The 17,557-nt window shown below is 48.9% G+C and carries 13 protein-coding genes and 3 pseudogenes; 9 read left to right on the top strand and 7 right to left on the bottom strand.

Going from position 1 to position 17,557, the window contains the following annotated elements; translation table 11 throughout:
- The first annotated feature begins 611 nt into the window (after positions 1–611).
- The 8 genes and pseudogenes from IQ268_RS18860 (at position 612) to IQ268_RS33490 (ending at position 7,854) form a co-directional block, all read left to right on the top strand.
- Positions 612–1,175, top strand: coding sequence for a helix-turn-helix domain-containing protein (locus IQ268_RS18860; protein ID WP_339383381.1), 564 nt, complete (start codon positions 612–614; stop codon positions 1,173–1,175).
- Positions 1,176–1,217: 42 nt separating this feature from the next.
- Complete coding sequence (locus IQ268_RS18855; protein ID WP_193882490.1) at positions 1,218–3,962, top strand: peptidase domain-containing ABC transporter; 2,745 nt, start codon at positions 1,218–1,220, stop codon at positions 3,960–3,962.
- Between the two features lie 149 nt (positions 3,963–4,111).
- Entirely contained in the window at positions 4,112–5,563 is a 1,452-nt protein-coding gene (locus tag IQ268_RS18850) for an HlyD family efflux transporter periplasmic adaptor subunit (RefSeq protein WP_193882486.1), read from the top strand.
- A gap of 153 nt (positions 5,564–5,716) precedes the next feature.
- Entirely contained in the window at positions 5,717–6,031 is a 315-nt protein-coding gene (locus IQ268_RS18845) for a transposase (protein ID WP_228035510.1), read from the top strand.
- Positions 6,024–6,348 (top strand): annotated as a pseudogene (locus IQ268_RS33500) (IS5/IS1182 family transposase); the annotation flags it as partial. The gene IQ268_RS18845 and the pseudogene IQ268_RS33500, both read left to right, overlap by 8 nt.
- Positions 6,349–6,507: 159 nt before the next feature.
- Positions 6,508–7,272, top strand: coding sequence for a peptidylprolyl isomerase (locus IQ268_RS18840; RefSeq protein WP_193882483.1), 765 nt, complete (start codon positions 6,508–6,510; stop codon positions 7,270–7,272).
- Positions 7,273–7,436: 164 nt separating this feature from the next.
- Positions 7,437–7,562: pseudogene (locus IQ268_RS33495) on the top strand (IS6 family transposase); the annotation flags it as partial.
- A gap of 13 nt (positions 7,563–7,575) precedes the next feature.
- Entirely contained in the window at positions 7,576–7,854 is a 279-nt protein-coding gene (locus tag IQ268_RS33490) for a DDE-type integrase/transposase/recombinase (RefSeq protein ID WP_370584681.1), read from the top strand.
- Positions 7,855–7,936: 82 nt separating this feature from the next.
- Here IQ268_RS33490 and IQ268_RS18830 read toward each other — a convergent pair.
- Positions 7,937–8,683: pseudogene (locus IQ268_RS18830) on the bottom strand (IS256 family transposase); the annotation flags it as partial.
- A gap of 1,113 nt (positions 8,684–9,796) precedes the next feature.
- Here IQ268_RS18830 and IQ268_RS18825 point away from each other — a divergent pair.
- The gene (locus IQ268_RS18825; protein ID WP_228035509.1) at positions 9,797–11,452 is read left to right on the top strand and encodes a bifunctional diguanylate cyclase/phosphodiesterase; all 1,656 of its coding nucleotides are present in this window, start codon (positions 9,797–9,799) and stop codon (positions 11,450–11,452) included.
- A gap of 204 nt (positions 11,453–11,656) precedes the next feature.
- Here the strand turns inward: IQ268_RS18825 and IQ268_RS18820 are convergent, their stop codons facing one another.
- The 6 genes from IQ268_RS18820 to IQ268_RS18795 all read right to left on the bottom strand — a co-directional run bounded on the left by IQ268_RS18820 (position 11,657) and on the right by IQ268_RS18795 (position 17,421).
- Complete coding sequence (locus tag IQ268_RS18820) at positions 11,657–12,397, bottom strand: DUF6585 family protein (protein WP_193882477.1); 741 nt, start codon at positions 12,395–12,397, stop codon at positions 11,657–11,659.
- 33 nt (positions 12,398–12,430) lie between these two features.
- Positions 12,431–12,769 (bottom strand): hypothetical protein, encoded by a 339-nt coding sequence (locus IQ268_RS18815; RefSeq protein ID WP_193882435.1) that lies wholly within the window; start codon positions 12,767–12,769, stop codon positions 12,431–12,433.
- Positions 12,770–12,794: 25 nt separating this feature from the next.
- The gene (locus tag IQ268_RS18810; protein WP_193882433.1) at positions 12,795–14,270 is read right to left on the bottom strand and encodes a calcium-binding protein; all 1,476 of its coding nucleotides are present in this window, start codon (positions 14,268–14,270) and stop codon (positions 12,795–12,797) included.
- A 244-nt stretch (positions 14,271–14,514) separates the two neighbouring features.
- Complete coding sequence (locus IQ268_RS33260) at positions 14,515–15,864, bottom strand: calcium-binding protein (RefSeq protein WP_193882430.1); 1,350 nt, start codon at positions 15,862–15,864, stop codon at positions 14,515–14,517.
- A 40-nt stretch (positions 15,865–15,904) separates the two neighbouring features.
- Entirely contained in the window at positions 15,905–16,180 is a 276-nt protein-coding gene (locus tag IQ268_RS18800) for a hypothetical protein (protein WP_193882427.1), read from the bottom strand.
- Positions 16,181–16,347: 167 nt separating this feature from the next.
- Entirely contained in the window at positions 16,348–17,421 is a 1,074-nt protein-coding gene (locus IQ268_RS18795; RefSeq protein WP_193882424.1) for a class I SAM-dependent methyltransferase, read from the bottom strand.
- Positions 17,422–17,557: the final 136 nt, after the last annotated feature.

Raw genomic sequence — 17,557 nt, 5'->3', positions numbered from 1 at the left:
TTCACTGTTTCTTTTTGTATTCCAAACAATTGGAAAAATCAACGTTTCAGCCTGTTTGTTAACACTATTTCTAAAACTTAATTTGCATTTAACCAACTCTTAGGAGGGAATTAATTTATTATCATCAAGTTTCTAGTAACTTTTATTTCAGATTGTTTAAAGAATTTGGATCGCATGGCATGGCTTTCGAATTTATTTTCTTAAACTTTGCTTACTCAAAGCCCGAAGTTTATCTGGAGAAACTATGACAGCCGCTATCAATGCGTTCCCTACAATTTACCTCTTTTTATTGACTCTGCTCTTCAAGGACATTTAACACTTTCGGAATGAAGATTGGAAATTTCTTACCTCTATTCCCATTCAATCCATGATTAGATTCAACGAAGGTAAATCCATCAAACTCAACCAATAAATTAATTGGCTTAACGCATTGGTTTACTGCCAATTCCTAATTCAACCCCCGCTGCCGAATCGAGGAAGTTGCCTATAAGTCTATAGACTGATGGGCTGCAATCTTCTGTTTGCCTGATAGTGACAGGCTTACCCGAATCGAGTGGAGGCGCGTTCCCAACTTTTTTCATAGCTCATGATACCAGGAGGAGTAGATTGTCGTGGAAAATCAGGGGCTATACTTGACGGAATTTCAAAGTAAGTTACTGCTGAAACGGTTGCAATCAGATTTGCGCCTGGAGTATCGCCGTCGGATTGAGATTATGCTTCTGGCAGACGCCGGGAAATCTCAGACAGAAATCTGCGAGTCATTGAAGTGTTCAGCGGAGACAGCCCGCTACTGGATCCATGTTGCCCAGAGCGGACAGGCTCATCTGTGGGATTCCCGTCCAATGGGTCGCCCAAAGAAAGTGACCCCAGAGTATCTGCATCGTCTGGCTGAACTGGTGCAATCCAATCCAAAAGAGTACGGCTATCCCTTTCGCCGCTGGACGGCTCCGTGGTTGAGTAAGCACATGGCAAAGGAATTTGGTCTTGAAGTCAGCGATCGCCACATCCATCGGTTGCTGAAACAGATGGGGCTCTCCAACCCCAGGAGCAGTAACCTCTCAAATCAACCTTCAGACACTGCGGCAGCAGGTTCTACGATTACAATTCGCGACTTGCAAGCGGTGCCCAACCCAAATTTTCTGTGGTCGCTGAATCTGATCCAAAGCAGACGCTAGTCCCTTCTATTGGATGCAGCCATGTCACAATTCCCATCTTCTATGCCTGGGCAATTCCCAGATCCCTTGCTGGTCAATGCCCTGACAGAGTTATTGGGGGAGCCATTGTCAGGTTTGAACCTCACCAGCTTTTGGAAAGAGGTTAAAATTCTGCAACCTTCTGCCGGAAAAGTGTTCTGGCATTCAGTGGATACCCCTCCTGGTCTTTATCTGGTGCTGGCAGGTAAAGTCCGATTGATTGATAATTCTAACAATTTGCTCCAAACCCTGGAGGCAGGCAAAAGCTTTGGGGAGATAACGCTGTTTTCGGATATTACGGGGCAACCCTGTGCAGCAAGGGCTTCCCTCAATTCACGGTTGGGATTTGTACCAGACACCCTGGTGCGATCGCTGATGAAGAACCATCCCCAACTTCGCGATCGCCTGCGTCAGCGGGCAATGGAACAGGAGCAGATGGTGCAAAAGGCTGAAATTCTGCCGGAGTCGGTGGCAGTGCAGGTGGCAGCACCTGAGCAATCGTCGTCTTCCAATTTTGCACCGATGGCAATCCATCCCCACAGCCGCAAGCCCATCCGCAAAGCTTATTTCCCCAGTCCCACTTTACAGGTCGGGCATCTGTGGCAACGAGTCACCCGCCGCTATCCCTTTTTTGAACAGCAGAGTGCTTCCGACTGTGGAGCTGCCTGTCTGGTCATGGTCGGGCGCTACTGGGACAAGCGGTTTAACCTCAATCGGTTAAGGGATATTGCCAACGTAGATCGCAATGGCGCATCTCTGCGCGGGTTGGCAGTCGCCGCCGAAAGTATTGGCTTCAGCACCCGCCCAGTAAAAGCCAGTCTGGATAAGCTAGCACAGCAAACCCTCCCAGCCATTGTTCATTGGGAAGGCAAACACTACATTGTGGTGTTTGAGGTGAGCCACGATCGCGTGATTGTGGGCGACCCAGCCATTGGGCAGCGATCGCTCAGCTACCGGGACTTCAAAGCGGGCTGGAATGGCTACACCCTGTTGCTGCAACCCACGGCTCTGTTGAAACAGGCGGAAGAAGCCAGCCGACCCTTCTGGCAGTTCTTTGAACTGATCAAACCCCACCGTCTGGTTTTATTTGAAGTGTTTATCACTTCCCTGTTGATTCAGGTGTTTGGGTTGGTAACACCCCTGCTGACCCAACTGCTACTGGATCGGGTGGTGGTGCAGCGCAGCAACCTGACCCTGACCGCTGTTGGCTTGGGGTTACTGGTATTTGGTGTATTTCGAGTTGCCATGATGGGGCTGCGGCAATACCTGCTGGATCACACTGCCAATCGAATTGATCTGGCACTGGTCGTCGGTTTCATCAGCCACACGTTCCGCCTCCCCCTCCAGTTTTTTGAATCTCGCTATGTGGGCGACATCATCTCCCGCATTCAGGAGAACCAAAAAATTCAGCGATTTCTCACCGGAGAAGCACTCTCAATTTTGCTAGATCTGCTGACGGTGTTTGTTTACCTGGGACTGATGTTCTGGTATAGCTGGAAGATGGCACTGCTGACGCTGGTGATTGTGCCCCCCTTCATCCTGCTGGCGCTAATTGCCACTCCATTTCTTCAACGCATTTCGCGAGAAATCTTCAATGCTTACAACGAAGAAACCGGATATTTAATTCAGTCTCTTACAGGTATTCGCAGTGTCAAATCAATGGCAGTGGAACAGACTGTCCGCTGGCACTGGGAAGATTTGTTTGGTAAGTCTGTGCGAAAGCTATTTTCTGGCCAGGTAATTGGCAACTCTCTACAAATTGGGAGTGCAGCGATCGAAATGGTTGTCACCACAACATTGCTCTGGTTTGGTGCGTGGCTGGTAATTCAAAATGAATTGACCATTGGTCAACTGGTTGCCTTCAACATGTTGATGGGTAATGTGATTAATCCATTTCAACGCTTAACAGTGTTGTGGAACCAATTACAAGAAGTGATTATTGCGATTGAACGGATCAATGACGTGATTGATGCAGAACCAGAAGAAGATCTGCAACGACAGGCACGACAGTCATTACCCCCAATTCAGGGACACATTCAATTTGATCAGGTGACCTTCCGTTACCATCCCAATAGCGATAAGAATACGCTGGAAGCCGTTAATTTTGAAGTTGAGCCAGGACAAATGGTTGCCCTGGTCGGGCGCAGTGGTTCCGGTAAAACCACCATCTCCAAGCTGTTACTGGGTCTCTATCCTCCCACTGAAGGCAAAATTTTGATTGATGGCTACGATGTCACTGCCCTCTCTCTGCGATCGCTACGGCGGCAGATCGGTGTAGTAGACCAGGACACGTTTCTGTTCGGAGGCACCATCCGTGAGAACATTAGTCTTGGGTTTCCAGAAGCCAGCCTGGAAGAGGTGATTGAAGCGGCTCAACTGGCGGGAGCACACACCTTTATCAAAGACCTGCCGATGGCTTATGAAACCCAGATCGGCGAAGGCGGCGGCATGTTATCCGGTGGGCAGCGGCAACGGTTGGCGATCGCCCGTGCTCTATTAGGCAATCCTCGTCTGCTGATCCTGGATGAAGCCACCAGCCATCTGGATGCTGAGTCCGAGCGCATCATCCAGACAAACCTGAACAAAATTCTGCAAAACCGCACCACCCTGATCATTGCCCACCGCCTCTCCACCGTGCGCCACGCCGACCTGATCCTGGTACTCGATCACGGCATCCTCGTCGAAAGCGGTACCCACGAGCAGCTTATGGTAAAACGGGGGCACTACTTCTACCTAAACCAGCAGCAGTTGATGGTGACAAGTTTGTAGATTCGGGTGTCAGGTGGTTGCAATTAACCTGAACCCTAAAAGCCACCTCTTACTAACCAGTAACAACCAATAACCAGCCACTAACAACCCACAACCCGACCCAGTGGAAACGTCAAGGCGAACACCTATAACCCTAAACCCCAGTCGCTATGTCTAACTTTCCTACTGCATCTGAAGCCTTCAGTCAAAATGGTCATCATCTGGAAAACAGTTCTCCAAAGAGCCATCTGGGAATCCAGGAGATTTCCAGAAGTACTGCTACCGTTGCAGATTTCAGTTCTCCATCCTTATCGCCGGAGGCAACCCGCCCTGTACCGGTGCGCGATGAATGGACTTCGCTGACCAGGGAACTGATTGATACCCTGCCTCAGGTCTGGACACGGGGATTGCTCTATTTTCTGGTGCTGTTTGCAGCCATCGCCCTGCCTTGGGCTTCTCTGGCAAAGGTAGACGAAACGGGCAGTGCGGAGGGTAGGCTGGAACCTCAAGGTAAAACCATTCGCGTTGATGCCCCCGTCACAGGAACCGTAACGGCCCTACCAGTGCGGGAGGGGCAGACGGTGAAAGCAGGTCAGGTATTAGTGGAACTGGAATCAGAGGTGGTTCAGGCAGAATTACAGCAGGCACAGGCAAAGCTGGAAGGTGCGTTGAACCGGGTGGCACAGTTGGAACTAATGAAAAATGAACAGGAAATTGCCATTCGCTCGCAACGATTGCAGCGTCAGGCACAGCAAACCGCCCAACTTGCCCAGATCGACCAGGTAGAACAACGGTTGCAGGCTGCTCGCAGAGCTTACAGCCTGGCAACCGATCGCCTGAATCGCGATCGCACTGAAGTCCAACGCTATGAAAAGTTATTGGCAGAGGGAGTCGTCCCGGCAGCCGAACTAGCAGAGATCGAACGCATATTGGACGAAAGCCAACATGCAGTCAACCAGTCCCAGGCCGAAATTCAGCAGGCGGAATCTGGCATCAAACAACAGCAAAGCAACTATGAGAACGTCTTTCGCACTGGGGAATTGACTGTACTGGAAAGTGAACGTCGGATTAAGGAACTGCAAGCCCAAATCCTCGATACCCAGGCAGACATTGCCCAAACACGTAAGCAGATTGAGTCATTGCAGTTTCAACAGCAGCAACGGCTAGTCAAGTCACCCAGCGATGGCACCATCTTTAGTCTGTCTCTGGATAGTGCCGGGACTTTTTTACAACCGGGACAGGCGATCGCCCAAATTGCCCCCGCCGAAGCTAACCTCATCTTTCGGGCACAGATGCCCAGTTCTGAAAGCGGTTTTCTACGAACAGGACTGCCCGTTAAACTCAAATTCGACGCTTACCCCTTCCAGGACTATGGCATCGTTTCTGGCAACCTCCAACACATTTCGCCCGACTCTAAAAGTATAGAGACCCCCCAGGGGATCATCCAGACGTTTGAACTTGAAATTGTTCTCGATCAGCCTTACATCGAGACTCAAAATAAACGAGTCATGCTATCCCCCGGCCAAACGGCAACAGCGGAAGTCATCATTCGCCAGCGTCGTATCATCGACTTTATTCTCGACCCATTCAAAAAGCTCCAGAAGGGAGGACTGGAACTATAGAGCCTCTTTGACATCTTTTAGAAGAAGAATTACAGCCATTTTCATTTGTATTCACCACCTTCCAAACCCTATCCCCCAACCCATCTTGGCGAAACGGTGGCTGACTCGACTGAGAACTGCTGTAGGTGCTCAAACTTACCTGATTTAGATGTCATGCCCTATTCCAGCGACCTCACTGATGCAGAATGGGAAATCTTTGAACCCCTGTTGCTTGAAATACTACCGAAGAAGAAACAAACGTGTCCATCAAACTGGACAAAACGAGAAATCGTCAACGGTATCCTCTATCAACTCAAAAATGGTTGCGACTGGTGTGACTTGCCGAGAGACTTACCTTATTCAACCGTTTATTGGCACTACAAGCAGTGGCAAGCCGCAGGTGTGTTTGAACATCTTGTGGGTGTATTACATCGACAGGTACGAGAACAAGTTAAAAACAACGAAATGGACAACCTTAATCATCATTAATTCGCAAACGGTGAAGAACACCTGTAATGCGGGTGTGGATTCAAAGGAATTTTGTTTCTACAAGGCAACGAACGGGATAAAGAGGCATCTTGCCGTTGATACGATTGGGTTTCCCTTTTTCACCCCCTATAGCCCTGCCAATGTGTCTGATGATGTGGGATTTAGTTGAAAGGTTAACGCTCAACATCGACTATTTCAAGAAGGCGGAGCCAGTCAGCATCCCCAAAATTACTATCTTGTTAGACCACGGGTATCACATCGACCACTTGAGAAATAAGTTGGAACGAATTTATCCACAGATTATGACGAAAATCCGATTAGGATCTCAAATGGGTTCTATAGAAAAGGTAAAAGTAGCCACTGTAGTTAGCAGCCCGAACCTCAAAATCTACCTATCCCCATCCCATTGCCCTTAAACTCCAAATCAAATTCTCCCCTCTCCCGTACCCGTTCTGCTCTTTAACACTGAACTTGCTATGCTAAACCCAATTACCATTTGCGACAAAGATATCTTTCAACAAGTCAAGTTGTCCTGTCTGATTCCCACCATGATTGAGGGAATTGTAGGACGGCAGGTAATTGCCCAAATTGCCGCAGAGAAAGGAATCGTCGCAGATACCCATGAACTTCAGCAAGCAGCCGATGATCTCCGCCGCGTTAACAACCTGCATAGTGCAGGCGAAACCTGGATCTGGTTGCAGAAGTATCACCTGTCCCTGGATGAATTCGAAGAACTGGCTGCTGCAACCGTTCTGTCTGCTAAGCTGGCGCAGCATTTGTTTGCTGAGCAGCTAGAACCCTATTTCCTGGAACATCAGCTTGATTATACCCGCGTAGTAATGTACGAAATTGTGCTGGATGATGAAGACCTGGCGATGGAACTTTTCTATGCCCTTCAGGAAGGTGAAATCCACTTCCATCAGGCAACTCACCAGTATATTCAAGATCCGGATTTGCGGCGGCAAGGTGGCTACCGCGGACTGGTACGACGAAATGAACTGAAACCAGAAATTTCGGCGGCTGTATTTTCAGCTCAACCACCTCAAATTTTGAAACCCATTGTCACAGCACAGGGGGCACATTTAATCCTGGTGGAAGAACTGATTCCAGCCGAACTGACTCAAGAATTGCGTTACGAAATTCTATCCGCCTTATTTGCAACCTGGCTCAAACAGCAGGTGGAGCAGGTAGAAGTCACGCCTCAGCTTGAACCAGAACCTATCTTGCTCCAGAGTAGGTAAGAGGTTTTCCTGCAATAATTGCACGGGACAAATGCCGATCATGAGATCCGGGTTGACCCAGTAGGGCACTAGATCTGGTAGGGTTGCAAAAACAGTAGAGAGGTAAGGTAAGAGGAATAACCCCTGCTTCCCTCACCTCGTATGTCCAGGTTCTCCCCGTTCAAATGGCGACCTTTCTGCTCGAGACCATCCTGCTCAACGTTCGGTGTTACTGCCGCTATGCTTTGAGCTACCGAAATCTAGAGGAGATGATGCAGGAACGGGGGGTGGAGGTAGACCACTCGACGATCAATCGGTGGGTAAGTGGTAATAGATGCTCTCAAAGCAGATGAGACGATTGAAAAAGAGACCGAACTCAGACAGAGCAAATATTTGAACAATGTGATTGAGCAAGATCATCGCCATATCAAAGGAATTGTGAAGCCGATGGTGGGATTTAAGACGTTCAACAGTGCAAGAAGAACGTTGAGCGGAATCGAGGCGATGAATATGATTCGGAAAGGACAAGTCAAAGGAATCGACCAAGTGGATATTGTCTCTCAAGTCAGATTTATTGAAGCACTCTTTGGAATTACTACTTAAGGGAATGCAAGCGATACCGATCATTTGTCCTTAATTAGTTTTTGCGAGAGAGTGTTTAGATTTTGTGTCAGCCTTTAGATTGTCAATAGTTGAAGCGTCCTGGAAATAGGATAGCAAAATGTGACAAGGCTGACCTCCAATTTTTTATCGGTCGGTTCCAGCGCTTGGTAATGTTGTTCATTGCTAAATACATCAACTTGAAAACAGACTCCTCATCTGGGAATACAGCCTTGGTCTTAATCACCTTGCGCAGTGAGCGATTGAGCGACTCAATTGCATTGATGGTGTAGATGACTTTGCAATATCCATTGGATAGTCAAAGATGGGAATGATGTTCTCCCAATGGCGAATCCAAATTTGGCTAATCACCGGATAACGAGCATCCCATTTGGCTGCAAACGCATCAAGGGCCGCTTCCGCCGCCAAGCGTGGCCGCTTGATAGATGGGCTTGAGGTCTGCTGCCACCGCTTTAGATTCCTTCCAGGGGACGTAGCGCAGACAATTACGAATCAGATGCACGATACACAATTGAACATGGGTTTTGGGATACAGTGCCTCGATCGCCTGGGGAAAGCCCACTAACCCATCGCAGCAGGCAATCAAGATGTCCTTTAATCCTCTGTTTTTCAAATCTGTCAACACTTTGAGCCAGAACTTGGCTCCTTCGGCTTCCGCCTCTCCAATCCATAACCCCAGCAGTTCCTTATTGCCCTCGCCGTTGATGCCCAACACGACATACACGGCTCGTTTGCTGACGCGCCCGGAAACCTTGATATTGACGTACAAAGCATCCAGATAAAGGATGGGGTATAATGCTGCTCCATGAGATCCTGACCTCCATCAGATACGATAGGTCGAAGGCTGCGCTCTTCCTTGCTCCATGCAGACTTAGAAGTCCAGGCGATTCTACGAGTTCTCAGCACTTCGAGGAGTGTAGCGACCCAAGCTTTTTTACGGTTTTGAGAAACCTAAGAGGGAACGGTCTGCCACTCCTCTAAGATACAAGGGGGATTTGAACGCCTCCATCAGCCATTCTATGAGCGAGTTCAAACGCAAACGCAGCTTGAACTCCCTTTGGGTATGCCCGAAGTGCGTCGGGTATTATGGGCACTGCTGCGGGCTTGGATGCCAAGCGTGAACCACATCTTGCACTGGTCTACGTGGCGACGAATTCACCCAGCCGTTGCAAGGTTTCATCACTACAAACGTCGGCTTCTTTCAACGTCAACTCTACAACTGTAGTACTTGACTGGCACCGAAGAGTCTGGTTGTGAACCGTTCAGGGGATTGACTGAACCAAATACGCGGCTCGCTAGAAGGATGGTTTAAAGGTGTCGATGCTCACTCGCTCCCCCGTTTCTGGCTTACCGCAGGCGTTAAGTGCTTGCTGCTGGGGAACTTTGAAACAGAATTAGCTCGGAAGTTCCAGAGTTAGAGAGTGTAAGGGACGAATGCAGCACACACTTTTAAAGCTACCTCTTAGCAAGCAGCCTCACCTTACCTTAATTCATGAATCTTGGTGGTGCGGAGTGCATGTATGGCGTATGTAAGGGGATGGCAATGCCTTTACGGCAGGCACTGAACCAACCGTTTATCTTTCTATTCAGCGAGGTTCAACCTTTTGGTTTGTGGTCAAAACAACAGACTTTTTTTCAAGAAGCTGAGTTAGTTTAAGGGGAGCAGGGGAGGAGCGATCGCTCCTCGTATTGCAGTACAAAAGGGGCATCATTCTTGGTACGGCCAAAGATAGGCACGGGCGATCGCTTCTCGTGTTGCAACACAGGGAACACTGAAACAAACCGTGAGGAAAACTTTTCAATACCTCCTCTCAATACCTCCTCCAACGTTATGTACTCCTCTATGCACACTCCTCTTAAAAACTTAAGATTTTATTCGTTTTTGTCTCGCTTTAACTTGGTTAGAAGTTACAAGCTAAAAATTATGCTTGTGGCTTTTCTGGGGACTCACGTACCGCTTTTAACGCTCTTTGCCTTTTTCATTGCGGCCAATTCGCTTTCGTTTGAGTCAACTGTAAAAATCCTGATCATTGCACTAATTGCCACATTAGTTGGCACTGCTTTAACACTTCTCGCCTTAGATACACTATTAGCGCCTGTGGTTCAAACGTCTCTGGCACTGAGGAATTATCTCAATCAAAGCGCTCTGCCTAAGCTGCCAACCCATTTTACCGATGAAGTTGGCACATTAATGGCTGATACCGTTCATACCATTCGCAACCTGGATGATGCGATCCAATACATAGTGCATTACGACAATTTAACGGGTTTACCCAATCAATTGCTATTTCAAAAACAGCTCCAGCAGGCGATCGCTCAAGCAGAACGAGACAACCGATCTCTGGCAGTGATGGTTCTGAGATTGAACAACTTCGAGAATGTCCGGAATGCCCTGGGAAGCAGCGTGGGTGAGTTGCTGCTAAGAAACGTGGTTCAACGATTGTCCGACGCTATGCCCAAACACAGCGTGCTTGCCTTTCTTGGCAGCGATGTGTTTGGAGTGATGCAACCAGAAATCACGGCATCTCACAATGTTCCTGGTTTGGCGCAAGATCTGCTGGATACCATTGCTAAACCATTTTCCCTGAATGGAAGTGAGGTTTCGACCAGTGCCAGTATAGGCATTGCAATTTCCTCTTTCGATGGCGTAACTGATGAACAGCTTCTCCAAAACGCTAACACTGCTTTGAAGCAAGCCGAGCGGCAAGGGCATCATTATCAGTTCTATTCTCTTGAAATGAATACGTTACTTCAAGAAAGGCTAGCTCTAGAAAATGAACTAGGATACGCCTTGATCCGGAATGAACTGACAGTACACTATCAACCCCGATTTGATACTCGAACACAACGCATTGTTGCCGTAGAAGCATTGCTGCGATGGCAAAATCCAGTTCGTGGTCTGGTTTCACCAGCAACGTTCATTCCCATTGCTGAGGCTAACGGTCTCATCCTGGAAATGGGGGAATGGGTGCTAAAAACGGCCTGTCAGCAAAGCCAGATTTGGCGATCGGCTGGTTTGCCACCCATCCGGATGGCCGTCAACCTATCTGCTCGTCAGTTCGAACAACCAGACCTTGTTGAACGCATCGCCCAAATCCTTGCACAGACAGGGGTAGAGGCATCCTGCTTGGAGCTAGAGGTGACAGAGGGCTTGATGATGAAGAACGTAACGCACTCGATCGCCAGCTTACAACAACTGCATGATTTGGGAATATCGATCGCACTGGATGATTTTGGTACAGGGTACTCTTCATTGAACTATCTCAGCCGCTTTCCTATCGATACACTCAAAATCGATCAATCGTTTATGCGAAACATTGTCACCAATCCAGACGATGTGGTCATTACCAAAGCCATCATCGCTTTGGCGACCAGCCTTCAGTTAAATATCACGGCTGAAGGGGTAGAAACAAAAGAGCAGTTTGAGTTTGTAGAAGCACACGGATGTGATGAAGTGCAGGGATATTACTTTAGTCGTCCTGTTACTGCTGATGTTCTGACCCAACTGCTAGAGAGCAACTACTTCCCCGAAAGCCATCTCTCTGCTGCTGTACAAACGCGTAATTTAATCCCAGATTGAGCAGGCACAAAGAATAATTTGTTGAGTATGAAGCCTGAACCCGCAGAATCAACTAGTGTTTGGACGCAACAGGCGGTCGTCCAGTAAGGCAATCGATCGTTGGAATGCTGAAGAGACAATCACTGGCGATGGTTCTCTCGCGTTACTGCCCAAAAGCGGCAAAGAACCAACGATCGATATGCTTCTGATCTGTGAACAATTCAATTAGATATCGTCAGGCCGAGTTGAAACTTGAATATGATTGAGCAGGGCAAAAAACAGCGACAGATTCGGAAATGTGGCTTGGTCGAGCAGTGCCCAGGGCTTTTGTTGACCTTTTTGCTTGATTTCAAGGAAGACATGAACGTGTTTGCGAGTTCGAGATTGAATCACGGTTGCGCCATCAAAATCCTGCCAGGATAAATGTTGTCTGCCTCTACTCATTCCATCAGGTGAAATGGCAAGCTGCTTGAAGCTGATAGGTAGCCCCCGATTGTAGGTGGCGATCGCTTCTGGCAATTGTTGCTGTGCAACTTGCTCCTGCAAAATTTGCCCTAAATCTTTGATTTGCGCCAAATGCTCATCAAATTGAATCTTGCGCTTGTCTTTCGTTTGGAGAGTATAGACGTGGCTTGTAACATTTGCTAGACGAGTGACCGCAATCAACAAAGTATCTACATCGGCATAGGGCAAAATTACAGGCTGAGGTTTGCGCTGATCCACCAAGCCATGTTGATAAAGCAACACTACAGTTTGGGGCGATCGCCATCGCCGCCACGATCGATGAGCAAAGTAGACCGAGAAAAACGTTGCTGGAATACCGACTAAAAACAAGCAGCTAATTAAGGAAGGAAAAACCATCAGGCTCCAGAGCACAAACAGCCGTTTCGCTTTTGATTTGTGCCAGTTGAATTCTCCTAAAAGATGACCGAAGGTTTGAGGGGCGATCGATGCAGAATAGTTCATCAGTAGACTCCAATAATGTTCTAGATCGTGGGTTCAATTTCTGTTACCGCAGAGGCTAACCAACCCTGCTGAGAAAAGACTCAGTCCGGGCGCAAGACCGCATCCAAGACAAGCTTTGAGCAGGGCAGCGGCATCATCTGGGGTGGGTGCGCCGCCGCCCGGAGGTGTAATCGTCTGAAACTGAGATACGCTCCACCAGACAGTAATTAGGAGGGTGGCGATCGCAGCCACACTGCACAAGGCAATCCGAATGAAGCGTCGAGATCCGGCGTGTTGTTGCAGTCCAGTCATCAACATCAGTACACCGGGGATACCCACTATAACGCTACCGACCACCCCACCTAACAACGCAAACAGAATAAACAGTGCCATGTGTAAGGCTCCGTTGGGCGATTTGCTACGCCAGAATGGGAACGCTCGCTCCTAACACAGACATCGTTGAAATTGACTTAAAATCGGCGAGGTCAAGCTGGGAGGGGCGAATGCCTTGCAGGGTAGCAAGTGGTTCTCGGCCTGCCTGAATAACCGTGCTGCTGCCCTGCTGCACAAATTTCAGATCGCCAACAGTTAAGCCGCTGAGTCCAATGAAGTCTTGTCCGTTGCGGAAGTCCTGGATGATATCGCTGCCATTGCCACGAGCCAGCACAAAGGTATCTGCGCCTGCACCGCCAACGAGCAGGTCTGAGCCTTGGCCGCCATCGAGTAGATCATCGCCGCTACTGCCGAAGATGCGATCGCTACCCGTGCCGCCAATCAGAATGTCGTTGCCTGTGCCGCCCGTAATCACATCTTTACCACTGCCGCCATCGACGATATCATCGCCGCCGCCGCTATTGACGCGATCGTTGCCGCCCAGTGCCAGCAGAATGCCGCTGTTGGCCGTCCCCCGCATTGGGTCTTGACCGTTACTGCCGCGAATCACAGGAATGTTGTTGGCCTGCAAGATGGCAGCCGGATCGCCACCCACCAGCACATCGGAAACCGTCGAGCTGTCATAACTGACGCGGATGCCGTTAATTGATCCTTCGCCATCACCGCGAATCGTCTGCCGAATTACGGCGTTCTCCTTGCCAAAGAAGCCAAATCCGGTTTCTCCTTTGACTTCACGAGTCAATGTATCGTAGGTAAACGATAGTTGGGTTGTGCCAGATTTGAAGTTGAGATCTAGAGGCGATCGCCTGCCATTCGCAGACAGTTTGAACGCATCCAGTTTGACCGTCACTTCGCGTTTGTTGGGGTCAACGGGTGCGCTAAGAAAAATGCCTTGATTGGCGATCGGTGCAAACGGTTGGGTTTCTCGGATTCGCCCGTCGATTTCAGCCCGCACCACCACATTGCCCTTCGTACCGAGCGGAATTAATCGCTCAATCTCAATATTCAGCTTGGCGTTTGCAATGGCAGATGCTTTGGGAATTAGTGTGTAGTCGATCGAGTTGTTGGGAACGGCGGTTTTGTTGACTTCGAGAAAGTAAGTGCCCGGATCGAGGCGATCGAACGAGATCTGATCGGCTCCCGGTTGGAACGAGGCATCCAGCAGATCTTCAAAGTTCGCACCAAAGTCTTTCTTGCCGTTGTTATTGAAGTCTTTGACGAGGTTGAATGAAATTTCTTTCTCGTTATTGGAAAGCAACCTGGCATCGAGTCGGGCGGGGCGATCGACCGTGAATGAGAAGACATCAGTGGCATCATTGAGTCCAATGTTGTTGGCTCCGTTAATGTTGCCTGCTGCGCCAACCGTGCCGTCGGGCAAATTGCCAAACACCGCTTCGGCATCTCTGAGCAGGCCATTTCGCGTGTCAAGAAGGTTGTTTTGTTCTTGCTCTCGAACGATGGTATTGGGATTGAGTAGGGTGTCAATGATTACATTTGCCATAATTGAATTTCTCCTGAGAGTGTGAGTGATTCAGTGAGCAATGAAGCGTGAGTTTGAGAAACGGTGCCTGTAGCTGACAGGCGCGAAAATAGACAGCCTGTAGGCCACGGTGTCTACGGTAGGAAGACATAAAACGAGAAATTGCAGTGAGTGAAAGGTGAAAGTGTAGCGATCGAACTTAAACAGATTGAGTAGCACCGATTTGAGTTAGAAGCGCAACCCGTGCGATCGCACTTGCTGATAGCTATGCAACTAAGGTTGGCACTTCGATTCCTTTGAAGCGGGAGAGGTCTACGGTGACAAAATCAGCAGCATTAATTTGATTGGCTTTTACATTTGAGAGAATGGCGAGTCGTTCACCGCCCACGCCAATTACGGTGTTTTTGCCTTGCTGCACGATGTCGAGAATTTCAGAGTTTAGCTCGATCGAAAGCCCCAGTTTATCTCTGCCCTTCTGGAAGTCTTTGATCACATCCACACCGTCATTGAGCGTTAGCACAAAGGTATCTCTGCCAGCACCACCTGTATGGGTGTCGCGTCCCAAGCCGCCAAAACTGATATCATTGCCTGTGCCGCCATTGAGCTTGTCGTTGCCCGTACCACCGCACAGAGCATCGTTGCCACCCATGCCGGAGAGGTTGTCGTTGCCGCCTTCGCCGCAGAGGATGCCGCCTCGATTTTGTCCAGTCAGATCTTGACTGGCGTTGGTGCCAACAATGAGCGGAGTACTGTTACTGAAGCTGGAGGTGGATGAAGTGAAGGTGTCGTAGTTGATACGGAAAGAAATTCTTGCTCCTTTATTACGAGTGTTGAAGATCGGGGTTGGAAAAAGAACGTCGCCGTTACCCTCTGAAGTAATAATTTGTCCTTCTGGGAACGGAGATGTAAACGCAAACCCCCTTGCTTTTGCTTCACCTTTGATTGGATCAAAATCGAAAGGAATATCATTCCCTGGGACACCAGGATCAATGTCAGCAATATCATCGGTATCAGGATCTTCGTCTTTTGCTCCAATGCTGGCAAAAAGGAGCAGTTTGTTAATATCAACCTCTTGAGTAACTGTAAAGTTAGGATTGATATCGTTATCGTTTCCAAAGACCCGGCTGTTCTTCCTGCGCCCTTCAATGTTTGTTTCAATGTAAAAGTCGGCGCGATCAAAGTTTGTGAACGGAACCTTCGTGTCATAGCGTTCAAGTGCTGTCAGTCGATCGACCGTGACACTCATTTGGGCACGAGTAATCGCACGGCCATTTGCACTGAGCGTATAGCTGCCACTGCCCGTTGATTTGCTGACCAGCAAGGTATATTCACCTGCTAGCAAATTGTCAAACGCGATCGATTCTATGGCGGTTCCTGGCTTGAGAGAATTCCTAATCTGTTGACCGCTGCTGTTGAACAGCACCAAATTAGTGTCCACCCCTTGTGGGACAACTGCAATCCCGCCTTTGGTAGCGCGATCGACTTGAAATTTGAAGAAATCCGCCGAATCAGTGCCAAACAAATCACCTCGAACAAACGGACTATTGCGAATGTTACCCAGATTCGTTGCGGTTGCAAATGTATTATTGTCAGGGGTTTCAATTACTTCTGCCATTGTGCAATTCTCCCTTGGGTTGCTGTGTGGATGAGTTGGGTTAGTGGTAGTAGCGTCTGTCAAGCCATGCCCGCACGTCTTGTTCAGATTCAAAAAATACTTTTTGTCCTGCGATCGAGTCTTGAATGGCCCAATAAGCACTGCCAGACTTGTTCCTGAATGAATAGATTTTCAGTTCATTCACCGAAATAATTGACTCAATCAAATCGCGCACAATGCGATCGAGTTTTGCAGCAAACGTTGCTGGTTTTTGCTGACTAGATTCTGAGTGAACTGCGAATTCTAATACTTCGTCATCTGTCCCTGTTCCTTTCATGTTGACTTCTCCTGAATGTTGGTTGGTGGTTGAGAAACCGATCGCTCAGATAGTGATTTTGCTGCTACAGCAGTTGCAAACTGACTGAGATTAAAGACAAGCGAATCCTGGCGAACACGGGAAGACCGTGCTGCGAATGCACATAATTTGCACATGGTTAAACGGCTTTAGTGCTTGCGAACGATGTAGTAGTCATTCTGAAAGTCGTGCGCCAATTGCTTGATTTCAACCTGCTGAAAGCCCGCTTCAGCTAATAGTTCTAGCGCTTTTTCTTTGCCCCACATTGCTCCTAATCCCATGCCGCCATACGCGAGTGAAACGGTCATGCAGTGCATACAGGAGACGGTGTAGAGCAGTGAACCCAGCGGATGATCGAGATTTCCGCCTACATCCGTTGTTGCGTGAATATCCTGCATCAGGTAAACCCCATCCGATCGCAATGCGCGACAGATGTTTTGTAGCACGACATCAGGTTTTGCCTGATCGTGAATGGCATCAAAGGTGGTGATCAAGTCGTAGCGATCGCGCTCCTCGATCGTGGCGGCATCTTTAACCTGGAACTGAATATTGCTCAGCTTTCGCATCTGAGCGTCGGCAGTGGCATTGGCAACCGCTTCTTCAGAGAAGTCGTAGCCGGTGAAGCGACTGTTCGGAAATGCCTCTGCCATTTTGTTTAACGCCCGTCCACTGCCACAGCCAATATCCAAAACGTGAATGCCCTGCTGCAATGCTTCAGTCAGTCCGGGGATGAGGGGCAGCACATGATCAAACAGGGCAGAGACAACACTTTGGCCGCTATCTTCTGCCATCACGGCATGAAAGCGTTTGTACTCGGAATAGGGCACACCGCCACCTTTGTAGAAGCAGTCAATGATTTGCTCTTCTACCGTTCCCAGCAGCGGCACATATTGGGCGAAGACAGCAATATTGTCAGAGGCCGCAGCCCGGATCAGGAAAGCAGCGTGTTCCGCAGGTAGCATGTAGGTTTTGGCGATCGCGTCATACTCGACAAACCCGCCTGTCACCATCGCGCCAAGCCATTCGCGTACATAGCGCTCGTTGAGTCCGGCGGCATCGGCAATCTGCTGGCTGGTAGAGGGCGGCAGTTCTGCCATCGTGTCGAACAGTTCGGTGCGATGGCCGATCGAGGTCATCAGGGCGATCGCGCCGCTGTTGAGGACACTCAGCATTCGATCGGCAAAGGCGGCGGCTTTTGTTGTGTCAAAGGTTTGAGTGGTCATAGTTGGCTCCTCGGCTAACAATTTTCTGATGCGTCTTTGCATCTGAAATCAAGTTAGCGATCGAGGCGCTCCCAAACCGTTCCGAAAGCGTTCCTGACCTGGCAAAGCAACAGTAGATAGGTCTGATTAAGTCTGT

The organism is Oculatella sp. LEGE 06141, assembly GCF_015207605.1.
GTDB lineage: Bacteria > Cyanobacteriota > Cyanobacteriia > Elainellales > Elainellaceae > Oculatella.
Note: the sequence above shows the minus strand (reverse complement) of the source record. Positions and strands in the feature narration are given on the sequence as shown.